13 protein-coding genes are annotated in these 14556 nt (G+C 68.5%); 4 read left to right on the plus strand and 9 right to left on the minus strand.

Translation table 11 applies throughout. The annotated features are described in order from the left end of the window. Positions 1-51: 51 nt before the first annotated feature. From ACFE87_RS08040 to ACFE87_RS08055, 4 genes are all read right to left on the minus strand, one after another. The gene (locus ACFE87_RS08040; protein ID WP_375459106.1) at positions 52-918 is read right to left on the minus strand and encodes a branched-chain amino acid ABC transporter permease; all 867 of its coding nucleotides are present in this window, start codon (positions 916-918) and stop codon (positions 52-54) included. A gap of 43 nt (positions 919-961) precedes the next feature. Further along, positions 962-2134 carry an ABC transporter substrate-binding protein gene (locus tag ACFE87_RS08045; protein WP_375459107.1) on the minus strand — a complete coding sequence of 391 codons (1173 nt, stop codon included), beginning with the start codon at positions 2132-2134 and terminating at the stop codon, positions 962-964. Between the two features lie 136 nt (positions 2135-2270). Beyond that, positions 2271-3707 (minus strand): glutamine synthetase family protein, encoded by a 1437-nt coding sequence (locus tag ACFE87_RS08050; RefSeq protein WP_375459108.1) that lies wholly within the window; start codon positions 3705-3707, stop codon positions 2271-2273. A 154-nt stretch (positions 3708-3861) separates the two neighbouring features. Next, a complete protein-coding gene (locus ACFE87_RS08055) occupies positions 3862-5226 on the minus strand; it encodes a Rieske 2Fe-2S domain-containing protein (protein WP_375459109.1) in 1365 nt (454 codons plus the stop codon). Between the two features lie 182 nt (positions 5227-5408). On the opposite strand from ACFE87_RS08055, the gene ACFE87_RS08060 reads away from it, so the two are divergent. Continuing rightward, a complete protein-coding gene (locus ACFE87_RS08060) occupies positions 5409-6422 on the plus strand; it encodes an NAD-dependent epimerase (protein WP_375459110.1) in 1014 nt (337 codons plus the stop codon). Between the two features lie 83 nt (positions 6423-6505). Further along, positions 6506-7270 (plus strand): HpcH/HpaI aldolase/citrate lyase family protein, encoded by a 765-nt coding sequence (locus tag ACFE87_RS08065; protein WP_375459111.1) that lies wholly within the window; start codon positions 6506-6508, stop codon positions 7268-7270. Here the strand turns inward: ACFE87_RS08065 and ACFE87_RS08070 are convergent. From ACFE87_RS08070 to ACFE87_RS08080, 3 genes are all read right to left on the minus strand, one after another. After that, positions 7267-7989 carry a ribonuclease T gene (locus tag ACFE87_RS08070; protein WP_375459112.1) on the minus strand — a complete coding sequence of 241 codons (723 nt, stop codon included), beginning with the start codon at positions 7987-7989 and terminating at the stop codon, positions 7267-7269. The two genes, ACFE87_RS08065 and ACFE87_RS08070, sit on opposite strands and share 4 nt — an antisense overlap. After that, complete coding sequence (locus tag ACFE87_RS08075; protein ID WP_375459113.1) at positions 7923-8357, minus strand: hypothetical protein; 435 nt, start codon at positions 8355-8357, stop codon at positions 7923-7925. The genes ACFE87_RS08070 and ACFE87_RS08075 overlap by 67 nt, the downstream gene beginning before the upstream one ends. Positions 8358-8474: 117 nt before the next feature. Further along, positions 8475-9386, minus strand: coding sequence for an extensin family protein (locus tag ACFE87_RS08080; protein ID WP_375459114.1), 912 nt, complete (start codon positions 9384-9386; stop codon positions 8475-8477). A 176-nt stretch (positions 9387-9562) separates the two neighbouring features. Between ACFE87_RS08080 and ACFE87_RS08085 the strand changes: the two genes are divergently transcribed. Together ACFE87_RS08085 and ACFE87_RS08090 are read left to right on the plus strand one after the other, a co-directional pair. Then, entirely contained in the window at positions 9563-10807 is a 1245-nt protein-coding gene (locus ACFE87_RS08085; protein WP_375459115.1) for an amidase, read from the plus strand. Positions 10808-11160: 353 nt separating this feature from the next. Then, positions 11161-12279 (plus strand): AbrB family transcriptional regulator, encoded by a 1119-nt coding sequence (locus tag ACFE87_RS08090; protein ID WP_375459116.1) that lies wholly within the window; start codon positions 11161-11163, stop codon positions 12277-12279. Here the strand turns inward: ACFE87_RS08090 and ACFE87_RS08095 are convergent. Both ACFE87_RS08095 and ACFE87_RS08100 read right to left on the minus strand, forming a co-directional pair. Continuing rightward, positions 12228-12818: a Uma2 family endonuclease gene (locus tag ACFE87_RS08095; protein ID WP_375459117.1), complete on the minus strand. Its 591-nt coding sequence runs from the start codon at positions 12816-12818 to the stop codon at positions 12228-12230. The genes ACFE87_RS08090 and ACFE87_RS08095 overlap by 52 nt on opposite strands. A gap of 113 nt (positions 12819-12931) precedes the next feature. Further along, positions 12932-14530, minus strand: a complete 1599-nt coding sequence (locus ACFE87_RS08100) for a catalase (RefSeq protein ID WP_375459118.1) — start codon at positions 14528-14530, stop codon at positions 12932-12934. Positions 14531-14556 lie beyond the last annotated feature (26 nt).

The following is a 14556-nucleotide window of genomic DNA, read 5'->3' on the forward strand; positions in this document are numbered from 1 at the left end:
GACCGTGCGACCGCGACCGGGCAGGAGCGGACACCGAAGCCGTGGGCGCGCTCAATGGGCCCGTCCCAGGAGGCCGCGCGGAAAGGTCCAGACGACCGCGATCACGGCCGCATAGAAGAAGAACTCGCCGTATTCCGGCAGGAGATACTTGCTGGTCGTATCCACGAAGCCGAGGAGCAGCGCGGCCAGGAGCGCGCCCGAGATCGATCCCGCGCCGCCGACGGAGACCACGACCAGGAAGGTGACCATGTAGCGGAGTGCGTAATAGGGCTCGACGGGCAGGATCTCGGCCCCGATCACGCCGCCGAGGGCGCCGAGCCCCACGGAGAGCGCGAAGGCGAAGGCGTAGATCCGCTGCGTCCGGATCCCGAGCGCGGCCGCCATCGACGGGTTGTCGACCGCCGCCCGGAGTCGGATGCCGAAATCGGTCCGCTCGATCAGGAGCCAGAGCCCGAGCGCCACGGCGGCGCCGGTCGCGATCACGACGAGGCGATGGGCCGGCACGGTCCGGAAGCCGAGATCGACCGGGCCCGTGAAGGCTGCGGGGAGAGGGATCGTCTTCAGCGTCGGCCCGAATGCCCAGTTCGCCGCGCCTATCACCGCGAAGGTGATGCCGATCGTCATCAGCACCTGCACCAGCGGATCGGAGGCGCCATAGATCCGTCGATAGAGTGTCATCTCGAGCGGGATCGCGAGCAAGACGGCGCCTGCCACCGCGAGAAGGATGGCGACCCCGTAGGGCAAGCCGAGCGACAGAGTCGCCCAGGAGGCCAGATAGCCTCCGATCATCGCGAAGGCGCCATGCGCGAGGTTCACGACCCGCATCAGCCCCATCGTCACCGAGAGGCCGATCGAGATGATGAACAGCACCATCCCGTAGGCGAGCGCGTCGAACAGGATCGAGACGGCCGTCTGCACGAGGGGCCGTGTGATCCGAACCGCGGGCCCCGAAGGCCGGGCCTTATTGCATCAGGCCGAAATCGGGCTGATCCGGATAGGCCTTGATCTCGCGGTTGATATACTCGCCGTCCTTCTTCTCCACCACGCGCTTGTAGATGCTCTGGCGGATGTGGCGGGTCTTCGGGTCGATCGAGACCGGGCCGCGCGGGCTCTCCCAGGCATAGCCCTTGACGGCATCCATCGCCTTCGCCGGGTCCTGCTTGCCGTCGGTCGCCTCGATCATCCGGTAGAGGAGCCGGGTGCCGTCATAGGCCGCGACCGCGGTCATCACGACTTCCTTCTCGGGCAGGCCGACCTTCTTCAGCTCGGCCAGGAAGGCCTTGTTCTCGGGCGAATCGTGCGACATCGCATAGCCGTAGGTCGAGATGATGCCGAGCGCGGCATCGCCCAGCGCCGGCAGGTCGGTCTCGAGCGTCAGGTCGCCCGTGGTGATGAGCTTGATGCCGGCGGCCTTGAGGCCGTTGTCGATGAAGGCCTTGACGAAGGCCAGGGTCGGCGGGCCGCTCGGCAGGAAGGCGAAGACGGCGTCCGCCTTGGTGTCCTTCACGCGCTGCATGATGGGGCCGAAGTCGGTCGTCCGCACCGGCATGCGGATAGAATCCGTCACCGTGCCGCCATCGGCCTCGAAGGTCTTCTTGAAGGCCGCCTCGGCGTCGAGGCCCGGCCCGTAATCGCTGACCGCGACCACGGCCCGCTTCGCGCCCTCCTCGATCGCGGCCTTCGCGGCCGGAACGGTGATCTGCCAGAGCGTGAAGGAGGTCCGGCTGACCAGCGGGCTCTTCTCCGTGATGGAGGACGTCGCCGCGTTCATGACCACGAAGGGCGTCTTGCCCTGGTCGATGACGGTCGTGATCGCCATCGCGTCCGGAGTGAAATAGGCGCCGGCCAGATACTGCACCCGATCCTTGACAATCAGCTCCTGGGCGAGCGCCTTCGCCTTCGCGGGATCGATCGCGTCGAGGTCGCGGTAGATGAACTCGACATTGTGGCCCTTCACGGTCTTGCCGTTCTTGGACTGGTAGGCCTCGATCCCGGCCTTGAAGTTCTTGCCGAAGATGCCGAAGGGCCCCGAGAAGGGACCGATGACCCCGACCTTGACCGTATCGGCCAGGGCCGGCAGCCCTGCCAGACCAACCGCGGCGGCCGCGATTACGAAGAACCCAACGCGTCTCATCTTGTGCCTTCTCCGATGGCCGGCCGCATCGCGGTTGATCTAGCACGAAATAACGCCGTGGCATCGCCCACCTTCGTGGCACACGCAACAGGCCTTCGCGCCTGACGCGGCCCCGCGGCGCAGACTAGGCCTTCGCTCAAAAAACCTCGAAATACTCCCGGTGCTCCCAATCGCTGACCTCGGATTCGAAGCGGTCGATCTCGGCGTGTTTGATGTGGGCGAGGTAGTCGATGAAGCGCTCGCCGAGATGCTCTCGGAAGAAGCTGTCGCCTTCGAGGGCGAGCACGGCCTCCCGCAAGCTTCGGGGAAGCCGGGAGGCCTCGGCCTCGTAGGGGGTGTCGGCCGACGGCCCGGGTTCGCGTCCCCCGTCGATGCCGTCGAGCCCGGAGAGGATCTGCGACGCCATGTAGAGATACGGATTCGCGGCCGGCTCGCCGATCCGGTTCTCGAGCCGCGTCGCGGGATCGCCCGGGCTGCCGAGCACCCGGATCATCACGCCGCGATTGTCGCGCGCCCAGGTCGCCCGGTCCGGGGCGAGCGAATAGGCGCGCAGGCGCTTGTAGCCGTTGATCGTCGGCGTGGTGAACACGGCCGCCGCGCGGGCATGGTGGAGGAGGCCGGCGAGATAGCGACGGCCGGTCTCCGACAGGAGATCGTCGCTGCCCTCCGACGCGAAGGCGTTCGTGCCGGTCTCCCGACTTCGGAGCGACTGGTGCAGGTGCCAGCCCGACGAGACGAGGTTCGGCAGTTTTGGCCGGCACATGAAAGTGGCGTGGAAGCCGTGCCGGCGGCAGATCTGCTTCACGGCGCTCCGGAACTGGACCATGAGGTCGGCCGGCTCGAGCCCGACCGTCGGCGCGAAGGTGAATTCGCACTGACTCGGGCCGTATTCCACCTCGACCGACCGCAGGGGAAGCCCGAGCGCCAGCACGTCGCGGCGTATGATCTCCAGCACCGGCTCGATCAGGTCGTAGCGCTGCTCCGTCAGATACTGGTAGCCGGGCGACAGGAGCGCGACCGCGGGCGGCTCGCCCGGTTGCCCGGCATGGGCCGGGTCCATCTTCGGATCGACGAGCCGGAAGATGTGGCATTCGACCTCGATCCCGGCCGTGAAGTCGAAGCCGCGCCCGGCGAGGTCCGAGAGCACGCGGCGATAGATGTTGCGCGTCGCGAAGGGCACGGGCGCGCCGTCTGCGAAATGCAGGTCGCAGAGAACCCAGCCGGTCTTCTCCGCCCAGGGCAGGATTTTGAAGGTCGCCGGGGCCGGGATCATCAGGGCATCGCCGCCGCCCTGCATCTCGGCCATGCCGAAGCCGCCGCCGGCGGAGAAAACCGGGAACACGGTCCGGTGCGCCGTGTCCTTGGCCAGCAGCGTCGTCGTCACGGAGACGCCGCTCTCCAGCACCCGGATCGCCTCGCCGGCGACCAGCGTCTTGCCGCGCAGGATGCCGTGCTGGTCCGGGAAGGAGAAGCGGACGACTTCGAGACCTTCAGCCTCGATCCGCCGCACGATCTCGGCCGCCTGCCGCCTCTGGTCGTCGGACCAGAGGCCGTGCCGTTCGACGAAGGTCATCGGCGCGTTGCCTCTCCCGAGAGGGAGAGGTCGAGCGACCGCGGTAGCGGGCAACCGGGTGAGGGTCGATCCCTCTCCGGATACTCCGCATCCCTCACCCGGTCGGCTGCCGCCGACTCTACCTCTCCCTCTCGGGAGAGGCAGGCGCGCCCCTTCACTCCGCCGCGCTCAGATGCACGATCCTCTCGTCGCCCGGGACGGCAGCCGGGACGGGCGCCATCCAGGGGGCGGCGCGGCGGCGGGCGACGTCGACCTCCATCCAATAGGTCTCCCAGCCGCGGGTCGGACCGATCCCGTCCATGGTGCCCGGACCCTGGATGGATCGTGCGCTCTTCTCGTCGAGGAACAGCATCGGCTCCCCGCCGCCCGCGACCTTCTCGATCTGCTCGCGCAAGAGGCGGCGATACTGGATGATAGCCTTGTCCGACGAGCCGAGATGCTCGCGCGTCCGGTCCTGGATCGGCCCCATCGATTCCACCGCCCAATGGTCGTGGACGTTGATGTCGTGGCCCATGCCCGTATAGGTCTCGTGCTTCTGCTCGTGCGGGTCGAAGCCGTAATGGTTGCGCTTGTTCTTGCGCGAGCGATATTCGGGCAGCTCGTAGAGTTCGAGCCGCTGCGCCCTCATCTTGGGCTTGTCGACCGGCTTCGTGTAGCTCGTGAAGATCGCGTACCAGTAGCAGGTCTCGTCATCGACCGGGACATGCCATTGCGTGATCGTCATCTCGGTCGACATCGGGATGACGAAGGCGTGCGGGAAGAGCTGGTTCGTCACTCGGACATGGGTGCGCTCGCCGTCGATCTCGCGCAGCGCGATGAGGCGAAGGCCGTATTCGGTCCGCTCCACATTGATGATCGGCCGGTCGTATTCGCGCAGGATGCGGGTCATCGGCATCTCGGTGCCGGCCGAGGCGCCGCGGAACTGCTTGCCGTAGGATTGCGACACCTCCTCGTCCTCGAAGAAGCGGTGCAGGAAGGAGGCGTGCGCCGGGTCGATCCCGACCTCCAGCGCCTGGAGCCAGTTGCACTCGATCAGGCCCTTGAACGCGAAGGTGTGGCTGTCCGGTGCGACGAAACAGTCGATCTCGGGAAAGGCCGGCGGCGCACCCTCGCCGAGCCAGGCCCACAGGATGCCGTTCCGCTCCGTGACCGGATAGGCACGCTGGCGGATGTTGCGGCAGAGCTGCGAACCCACGGGTTCGGCCGGCGTCTCGAGGCAGGTGCCGTCGGCCGCGAAGAGCCAGCCGTGGAAGGCGCAGCGCAAGCCCTCCTCCTCAAGCCGGCCGAAGGCGAGGTCGGCGCCGCGATGCGGGCAGTCGCGGTCGACGAGGCCGTAGCGACCCTGCCCGTCGCGGAACAGCACGAAGTTCTCGCCCAGCAGCCGCACCGGCACGACCGGCCGCTCGCCCGCGAGTTCGTCCGCGAGCGCGGCCGGCTGCCAGTAGCGCCGCATCAGCGCGCCGGCCGGGGTGCCGGCCCCGGTCCGGGTGATGAGGTCGTTCTGCTCCTGGCTCATCATGGCGGCAGTCTCCGGGTCACGGATAGGCTTCCTGCGACGTTACGATCCCGTGTGACGCGCCGCAACGAGCGGGCACAGGCATGTGCCGCGCCAGCCCGGCAGGTCATGCCGTGCCTTGACGGCGGCTGCCCGGCACGGGATGGCGGGGCCTTGCCCGAGCGGGGCGCGGCGGCGGAGCAGACGTGTCGGGCAATGTGCTGGTCACGGGGGCGGCCGGTTTCATCGGCTTCCATGTCTGCCGGAGGCTTTTGACCGAAGGCCGCCCGGTGGTTGGCGTCGACAATCTGGATCCCTATTACGATGTCGCCTTGAAGGAGGCGCGGCTCGCCGAACTCGCGGCAAATCCGGGCTTCCGGTTCGAGCGGACCGACCTCGCGGACGCGGCCGACACGGCTTCGTTGTTTCGCCGGCACGACCCGTCGCTCGTGATCCATCTCGCGGCCCAGCCCGGCGTCAGGCATTCGCTGGTCGATCCCGGGGCCTATGTCGGGGCGAACGTCACGGCCTTTCTCCACGTCCTCGAAGCGTGCCGGCATGGTCGCGTCGCGCATCTCGTCTACGCGTCCTCCTCGTCCGTCTACGGCGCCAACACCGCCATGCCCTTCTCGACCCATCGGGGCGCCGACCATCAGGTCAGCCTCTACGGCGCGACCAAGAAGGCGAACGAGGCGATGGCACATAGCTACAGCCACCTCTTCGGCCTGCCCGCGACGGGCCTGCGCTTCTTCACCGTCTACGGTCCCTGGGGCCGGCCCGACATGGCCATGGTCCTCTTCACCCGGGCGATCCTGGAGGGGCGGCCGATCGACCTCTTCAACGGCGGCCGGATGAGCCGCGACTTCACCTATATCGACGACGTGGTGGAGGGGGTTGTCCGGGTCGCGGCCGCGCCGCCCGGGCCCGACCCCAACTGGTCGTCTGCCGCGCCCGATCCCGCGACCAGCGCCGCGCCGCACCGGCTCTTCAACCTTGGCGGTGATGCCCCGGTCGAACTCGGCCGGGTCGTCGCGCTCCTGGAGGCCGAACTCGGGCGTCCGGCACTCACCCATCTCATGCCGATGCAGCCGGGCGACGTCATGGCCTCCTGGGCGGATGTCGAGGACCTTGCCCGGCTGACGGGCTTCCGGCCGCAGGTCCCGATCGCAGAGGGGATCCAGCGCTTCGTTGCCTGGTACCGGGGCTTCTACGGCGCGTGAGCGGCGTGGACGCGGCGACCCTTCGCCGATAAGGCCGTCTCGCGCACGGGCCGGGGCAACGTGCTCGAGACAGGGAGGGCGTCATGGAGTTGCAGCGGAACGCGTTCAAGGCGGGGCTCGCGGAGGGCCGCACGCAGATCGGTCTCTGGAGCAGCCTCTGCAGCAACATCGTGGCCGAGATCCTGGGCGATTGCGGCTTCGACTGGATCCTGCTCGACACCGAGCATTCTCCGAACGAACTGCCCGGTCTCGTGTCGCAGATGCAGGCGCTCGCGCGCGGCACCGCGACCCCGATCGTCCGGCCGGCCTGGAACGACGCCGTCCTGATCAAGCGCATCCTGGATGCGGGCGCCCAGTCGCTGCTGATCCCCTTCGTCCAGAACGAGGCGGAAGCCCGGGCGGCGGTGGCCGCCACGCGCTACCCGCCGGAAGGCATCCGGGGCATCACGACGAGCGGCCGCGCCGCCCGTTTCGGGCGCGTGCCGAACTACCTGAAGACGGCCGCGAGCCAGATCTGCCTCCTCGTCCAGGTCGAGACCGAGGCGGCCTTGAACGACATCGAGGCGATCGCGTCGGTCGAGGGCATCGACGGCGTCTTCATCGGCCCGTCCGACCTTTCGGCCTCGCTCGGCCATCTCGGCAACTCGGCTCATCCGGTGGTGCAGGACGCCATGCGGGACGCCGTCACGCGGTTGACCAAGCTCGGCAAGCCGGCCGGCATCCTGACCTCGAACGAGGCGGAGGCGCGACGCTATCTCGAATGGGGCTATCGCTTCGTCGCGGTCGGGTCGGATCTCGGCGTGCTGACGCGGAATGCCGACGCGCTCGCGAAGGCCTTCAAGAGCTAGCGGGGCGCGCCGACCCGGATCGGACCGAACCGGCAGGACCGGCGGTCCACCTCCGGGCAGGGCCTGAAGCTGCGCAGGTCGCGCGTGAAGCAGATCCGGACCTCCTGCAGGGCGCCGCGCCCGCATTGCACCGACATCATGTCGGACCGCAATCCCGGATTGGCCTCGCTGAAGGCGCGCTCGATCGCCTGCGGCGAGGTCCGGCCGTCCTCCCCGAGATCGGCCAGCGCCTCGGGGACCCGTATCTTGGCGCGGGTCTCGCGCACCGCCCGCATGTACTCGGACGGGCCTAGCCCGGAGCAGGTGCCGTGCTGGCGCCATTCGTAGCGGGCGAGGGATTCCTCCGGAAACACGTCGCCCGCCTCGTCGAGCGCGGGGCGCGGCAGAGCCCGTTCCGGGCCGCATCGCGACGGGAAGCCGCGCTCGTATTGCGGCCAAAGCCCGTGCACCACGAAACCGAGCCGGCGTCCGGCCTCGCATTGCCGGGAGCCGCGCCGGTCGCCTGTCGTCTCGCAGAAGCCCGGCGACCAGGAGAGGGCGAGGACGTAGAAGTCGAATTCGCCGGGCGTCCCACCGCTCCGGCCCTGCGCGCCGGCCGGGCTTGCGGCCCCGACGAGCGACGCGGCGAGGGCGAGGGCGAGCGCCGGAGCGATCAAGGGCGCGCCATGCGGCAGGCGGGCGAATAGGCGAGATTGCGGTCGAGGCCGGTCACGCACCATTCGACACCCCAGCCGGCGCCGATGAAATTCGTGTCCTCGCGAACCGAATAGTCGACCCGGTGGTGGCGACCGCTCGAGACGTAGGCAGAGGCGGTGCAATAGCGGCGCGGGATCAGGTCGAGGCCCCAGGGACGCCAGGCGAGGGGCTTGATCTTGGAATATTCGACGATGGTGAGGTTCGAATTCCAGAATTTCGCCTCCTTTTCGGCGAAGGCGGTCGAGATCTCGGCCAAAACGGACGGGTCACCGCAGGTCGGCAGCTCGGCCACATACGGGATGATGCGCTTTTCGGCCGGCACGACCTCATAGGCCGAAGCCGTCGAGCAGGAGAGAAAGGCGCAGCCGAGAAGAAGGAGGATGCGGCGCATGCGGATTGGTCCACGGGGGCGGGCCCCGACCATGCCGGGCCGTCGTCCGGCCGGCAATGGCGGGCGTGCAACACCCTCTGCCTTAAGCGGGTTGCTCGTCCCGACCTGAAGCTCGGTTCAGTACAGGCGGCCGGCCCCGGCCAGGTGGGGCTGGAGCGGCATCGGAGTGCCGGCCGAGGCGGGCGAGCGAGGTGCGACGGGCAAGGACGTGCGCTCCTGCCCCGTGCGGAGCGGCGCGGCGTGAACGCGCGACCCTTCGGACACGGTCTCGGAATCCTCGTCCTCCTCCATCCCGGGCCGCATGGCCGGTTCCGGTCGCGTGCGAGCCGGAAACAGTGGAGGCGCGCCGGCGACGCGATCCGGGCCGAGCCTCGGTTCATATTTGATCAGGGGCTTGCAGACCCGCCGTCGCCCGGCCGTATCGTGCCGCGCGAGGTCGAGGTGGAAGTGGTTGTAGTGGAACACGTCGGAGCCGGGGGCCAGCACCGTCGTGAAATGCCGGCACGCGCCCACGAAGACCTCGCGCAGAAAGTCCTGCTCGTCGGCCGCGCCCCGCCAGCCCTTCTCGACGGTGATCTCCCGCCCGTCCGCGAGACGGAAGGCAAAGACGTCGAGGGCATTGCCGTAGGCGTGTTCGGAGACCTTGGCGCCGCTCTGGTTATTGCGCGGCCGGCAGGAATAGGAGCCGGCCCGGATCCCGGTCACGGCCTGGCCGAGATAGAGTTCGGCCGCGGGCTGCACCGTCCCGGCGAGCCAGCGGTCGATTTCCGGGATGATTGGGCAGGCGAGGGTCACGGCGCTGGTGAGACGGATGTCGCCCCCGGCCAAGGCCTGTGCCCGGTACGGATAGGTGATGCCGCAACTGCCCGGGCCGTCGATCTCGGCGGCGCGCGACATGTAGGCCGAGGGGGCGACGAGTTTCGCCGCGAGGCACGCCTCCTCCGCCTGGACGCGCCAGGCTTCGCGGGTCTCGAACGAGAACCGCCCGCACCCGACGAGACCCGCGCCCAGGAGCACGAGGGCCGACAACGCAACACGACCACGACGCATGGTCGGGACAATGCGAGCGATCCCGTTAACGCTGGTTCAACCTCCGACCGAGGGGGCTGACCCATATCGATGCAGCATGGGCGGCCCAAATGCCGCCGGGCGGCCTTTTCACATCGGGCCGGAGAGGCCACGATTGCCGGATGCAAGGATCCGCCATGCTCTCTCTCGTCGACATCACCGGCCGCATCCGCTCGGGCCGGCTCACGCCCGATGCCGCCCTGGCTCTCTCCGCCGACGCCATCCGGGACCGCGAGGCAGAGGTGGGCGCTTTCGTCCGCCTTGCCCCCGAACCGACGCGAGCGGGCCAGGGCCGGCTTGCCGGGATCGCGGTCGCCGTGAAGGACATCATCGACACGGCCGACATGCCGACCGAAATGGGCGCACCCGCCATCCATGGGGGCTGGCAGCCCCGTGCCGACGCCCCGGTTGTCGCCGCGCTCCGGCGAGCGGGCGCCACGATCATCGGCAAGTCGACCACCACCGCCTTCGCGACGACCGACCCGACCGAGACGCGGAATCCGCATGACCTCGGTCATACGCCGGGCGGCTCCTCGGCCGGATCGGCGGCGGCGGTCGGGGCCGGGATGGTGCCGCTGGCGCTCGGCACGCAGACCGGCGGCTCTGTGATCCGGCCGGCCTCCTTCTGCGGCGCCGCCGCGATCAAGCCCTCCTTCCGCCTCCTGCCCACCGTGGGCGTGAAATGCCTCGCCTGGACGCTGGACACGGTCGGGCTGTTCGCGGCCGGAACCGCCGACCTCGCGGCCGCGCTCGCGATCCTGAGCGGGCGGTCGATGGAGGGCACCGGGCTGCGCACCCCCCGGCTCGGCCTCGTGCGCCAGCGTTTCGCCGGCGCAGCCGAGCCGGACGGGGAGCGGGCGCTGGAGGAGGCCGCCGACATCCTCGGCCAGGCCGGGGCCACGATCGTCGAGCCCGGGGAACCGGCCGCGATCGCGGAGGGATGGCACGTCCATCCGGCGATCCAGGATTTCGAGGCGGCGACCTCGCTCGCCTGGGAATATGACAATGCCCGAGACAGGCTGCCCCCGCATATCCGGGACAGCCTGGACCGGGGCCGGGGGATCGCGGCTTCGGAATACGACGAGGCCCGGCGGGTCGCGAACCGAGCTCGACGTGATGCGAAGCTCCTCTTCCGCGACGTCGATGCCGTGCTGACCTATTCGGCCACGGGCGCCGCCCCGCGCGGTCTCGCCTCCACCGGCGATCCGAAATTCAACCGGCTTTGGACGATGCTGGGGACCCCCTGCGTCACAGTGCCCGGCCTCCGCAACGCGGCCGCCCTGCCGATCGGGATCCAGGTCGTCGCACCATTCGCCCGGGACCATGTCGCGCTCGAAGTGGCTGAGTTCGTTGAGGCCGCCCTTGCCGGCACACATGACTGAGCGGCGGACGCCGCAACTCGAAGCGAGGCATCCCTCATGGCGGGATGTGGTCGCTCTCGCGGCTGCAATATGGAAAGCGCCTATCCGGTTGAAACCGGCCCTGGTAGCATTGCGTTAAGGACCAGAGCGGGAGGCGGCGGCAATGGACCTGATCGTAAGGCGGGACTGGTGGTCGACGATGCAGATCGGCGCCTTTTGTGCGGCGCTCGGTCTTCTCGGGGCGATCGTGGTAGGCGTTTTCTGAGGGGTTCAACCTCTCACTCGCGAATGGAAAACCGCCGAAGGGCGGTTTTTTTGTGCCCTGCCTCGAAAACAGGCGTGTGCTTCAGGCCTGTCGAGCTTAGGGCCTTGGCATGGCGAGAGGGCTGATCGGGAGAGCAGGCGTCGAATGGAGCGGACTGGCAATCCTCTCCTTCGCCCTTTCCTACCTTTTCGTCGCGGCTTCGCTCCCGGGCTCCATCCTGATCGGACCGATGCTGGCTGCGATCGCCTTTGGCCTGGCCGGGTCAGAGCGCCGGGTGGCCCGGCCTGTCTTCACGGTCGCGCAAGGCGTCGTCGGATGCCTCATCGCCGGATCGATCACCTCCGAGATCCTGCGGGAGGTGGTGCGGGACTGGCCGATCCTCCTGTTCGGCGTCACCGTCACGATCGCGGCCTCCAGCGCGGTGGGCTGGGTCCTGGCGCGGTTCGGAACGCTTCCGGGCTCGACCGCCGCCTGGGGCTCGTCGCCGGGCGCCGCCTCGGCCATGGTCGCGATGGCGGGCGAGTTCGGCGCCGACGTCCGGCTGGTCGCCACCATGCAATATGTGCGGGTGATCTGCGTGGTGCTGGCGGCCTCGCTCGTGTCGCGCGTGCTTCTGGGCGGGATCGCGCCGGTCCAGATCCCACAGGCGGCAGCGGCCCCAGCCTCTCTCGACCTCCTGGGTCTCGGGGCCACGCTTGCGGTCGCGGTCGCGGGTTCCTGGCTCGGACGGCGCCTGCGGGTGCCGGCCGGCGGCATCCTCGTCCCGCTCGGGATCGCGGCCGCGATCAACGCTGCAGGCGCGGTGCATCTGGCGCCTCCTGCCTGGCTCCTCGCCTTCGCCTATTACGTCATCGGCTGGACCATCGGGCTTCAGTTCGAGCGCGTCTCGCTTGGCCGTTCGGTGAGGGCGCTCCCGGAAATCCTCGCCGCCTCCTTCGCCCTCATGGCTCTGTGCGGCGCCGCGGCCTGGATCATGGTGCGGCTGACGGGGCTCACGCCGCTCACGGCCTTCCTGGCGACGAGCCCCGGCGGCATCGACACGGTCGCGATCATCGCCCTGTCGGGCGGAGCCGACACGCCCTTCGTCATGGCCATGCAGACCTTGCGGCTTCTGACCGTCGTGGCGGCCGGCCCGGCGATCGCCCGGCTCCTGACCCGGACCACGAAGCGGGACGGTCAGTCCGGCGGGAAACGCGACGACGACGGCGGGAACACGACGCCGTCATAAATCTCGGCCAGCGGTAGCTCGATCCCGAGCGCCGGCAGCGGAACCGACCCGTCCAAGACTTCGATCCGCGCCCGCGTCCAATTGCGCTCGGCCCCCCGCGAATAGGCCAGCACCTCCGGGTGGTTAGGCTCCACGTAGAGGATATGCTCCAGGCCTTCGATCGCCTTGTACTCGGTCAGCTTGCCGATGGCGTCGAAATCTCGCGTCGACGGCGACATCACCTCGACAACCAGCCGCGGATCGGCGGCCCGGTACCCGTTCGGGTCGCGCCGGCCGCAATCCACGCCGGCGTCGGGCCGGCGGATCTGGCCGGGATAGGTCTCGACCGCTCCGTCGCCCGTGAAGGGGCGGCAGCCGCTGCCGCGAAGGCGATTACCAAGCGCAATGATGATGTTCGCCACGACGTCGTCATGGCGATTGCTCGCGCCCGCCAACATCCGGAGAGGGAGGCCACCGACAAGTTCGTAGCGCTCGTCCTGGCGTTCCTGCCAGGCGAAGAAATCGTCGACCGTCCAGGCTCGCAAGACCGAGGAAGCCACGTCCACCTCCGTGTCCATCCTACACCGGAACTGGGGCGAGCGTCGCGCTTCCGAAACGAAAATGGCCGGGCATCGACTGGGCCATTCATGCCATGTCGGTCCGTCTGAGGTCTCTACTCGGCGGCCTGAAGCTGCGGCATGCCCTCTTCGGCCTTGCCGTCGGTATAGGTCGACCCGGTCCGGTTCTGGCCCGGAGCCGGCTTGCCCGGCAGCGGAGGCAGCGCCTTTGCCTTCGCGAGGTCGATCCCGGCGCCTTCGGCGACGCGGCGGCCGTAATCCTCGTCGCAATGGGAGAAGTGATAGACCATGCGGAGCTGGATCGGCTCCGGGCAGGCCTTCATGTCGCCGACGAGGTTGGCGATCAGGTCGTCGCGCTCCCAATCTTGGAAGGAACGGTAGCGAACGCCCGCCTGGGTGTAGTCGTCCTGCACGCGAGTCGGCTGGTAGCGGCCGAGATGGCCCTCGACCAGCTGGTGATACTCCTTCGCCGGCTTCGGCGCCTCGAGCAGGCCCTGGTTGAGCGTGGAGGGCTCGTAGTTGATGTGCTTGTTCGCGCCGGTGCCGTCGACCGCATAGGTCATCTGGCCGTCGCGCTGGTTCGAATAGACCTTTACGCCGGGCTGCGGCGCGTTGATCGGCAGTTGAAGGTAGTTGGCGCCGACGCGGTAGCGCTGCGTGTCCGAATAGGACAGCGTCCGGCCCTGCAGCATCTTGTCGTCCGAAAAGTCGATCCCGTCGACGAGCACGCCCGTGCCGAAGGCCGATTGCTCGACCTCGGCGAAGAAGTTGTCCGGTACCCGGTCCAGCACCATCCTGCCGCACGGCAGGAGCGGAAACTGGTCGACGGGCCACAGCTTCGTGTCGTCGAGCGGATCGAAGGTGAGGTGCTCGTTCGGGCCGTCCGGCATGATCTGGACGCAGAATTCCCATTCCGGGAAGTTGCCGGCCGAGATATTGTCGTAGAGGTCGCGCGTTGCGTGGCCAACGTCACGACCCTGGATCTCGGCTGCCTGGGCCGAGGTCAGGTTACGGACGCCCTGCTTCGGCTCCCAATGGAACTTGCAGAGGACCGCCTCGCCCTGGTCGTTGACGAGCTTGTAGGTGTTGACGCCCGAGCCCTCCATCTCACGGTAATTGGCCGGGATGCCCCAGGGCGACTTCAAATGCGTCACCATGTGGAGCGACTCGGGGTGGCTCGCGATGAAGTCGAAGAATCGCCAGGCTTCCTGGCGGTTCGTCACCGGGTCCGGCTTGAAGGCATGGATCATGTCCGGGAACTTGATCGCGTCCCGGATGAAGAACACCTTGAGGTTGTTGCCGACGAGGTCCCAATTGCCGTCCACCGTCTTGAACTTGACGGCGAAGCCGCGCGGGTCGCGCTCGGTTTCCGGGCTCTCCTTTGCGCCGGCCACCGTGGAGAAGCGCACGAACATCGGCGTCTTGACGCCGGTCTCGTTCAGGACGCGGGCACGGGTGTATTTCGAGGCCGGCTCGTCGCCGATGGTGCCATAGGCCTCGAAATAGCCATGCGCGCCGGCGCCGCGGGCATGAACCACGCGCTCCGGAATGCGCTCACGATCGAAATGGGTGATCTTCTCGATGAACTGGTAATTCTCGAGCGTCGCCGGGCCGCGCTCGCCGACCGTTCGCATGGACTGGTTGTCGCGAACGGGATGACCCTGTCGGGTCGTGAGAATGCGGTCGTCGGCCATCGGGAGGCTCCTGCCTGCGTTTTTTT

The organism is uncultured Enterovirga sp., assembly GCF_964242715.1.
Lineage (GTDB): Bacteria > Pseudomonadota > Alphaproteobacteria > Rhizobiales > Beijerinckiaceae > Enterovirga.

Excerpts from the sequence above, each read along its gene's own strand:
- ACFE87_RS08045 (WP_375459107.1), bottom strand. The coding sequence starts at position 2,134 with ATGAGACGCGTTGGGTTCTTCGTAATCGCGGCCGCCGCGGTTGGTCTG.
- ACFE87_RS08050 (WP_375459108.1), bottom strand. The coding sequence starts at position 3,707 with ATGACCTTCGTCGAACGGCACGGCCTCTGGTCCGACGACCAGAGGCGG.
- ACFE87_RS08055 (WP_375459109.1), bottom strand. The coding sequence starts at position 5,226 with ATGATGAGCCAGGAGCAGAACGACCTCATCACCCGGACCGGGGCCGGC.
- ACFE87_RS08065 (WP_375459111.1), top strand. The coding sequence starts at position 6,506 with ATGGAGTTGCAGCGGAACGCGTTCAAGGCGGGGCTCGCGGAGGGCCGC.
- ACFE87_RS08070 (WP_375459112.1), bottom strand. The coding sequence starts at position 7,989 with ATGGTGCGTGACCGGCCTCGACCGCAATCTCGCCTATTCGCCCGCCTG.
- ACFE87_RS08075 (WP_375459113.1), bottom strand. The coding sequence starts at position 8,357 with ATGCGCCGCATCCTCCTTCTTCTCGGCTGCGCCTTTCTCTCCTGCTCG.
- ACFE87_RS08085 (WP_375459115.1), top strand. The coding sequence starts at position 9,563 with ATGCTCTCTCTCGTCGACATCACCGGCCGCATCCGCTCGGGCCGGCTC.
- ACFE87_RS08090 (WP_375459116.1), top strand. The coding sequence starts at position 11,161 with ATGGCGAGAGGGCTGATCGGGAGAGCAGGCGTCGAATGGAGCGGACTG.
- ACFE87_RS08100 (WP_375459118.1), bottom strand. The coding sequence starts at position 14,530 with ATGGCCGACGACCGCATTCTCACGACCCGACAGGGTCATCCCGTTCGC.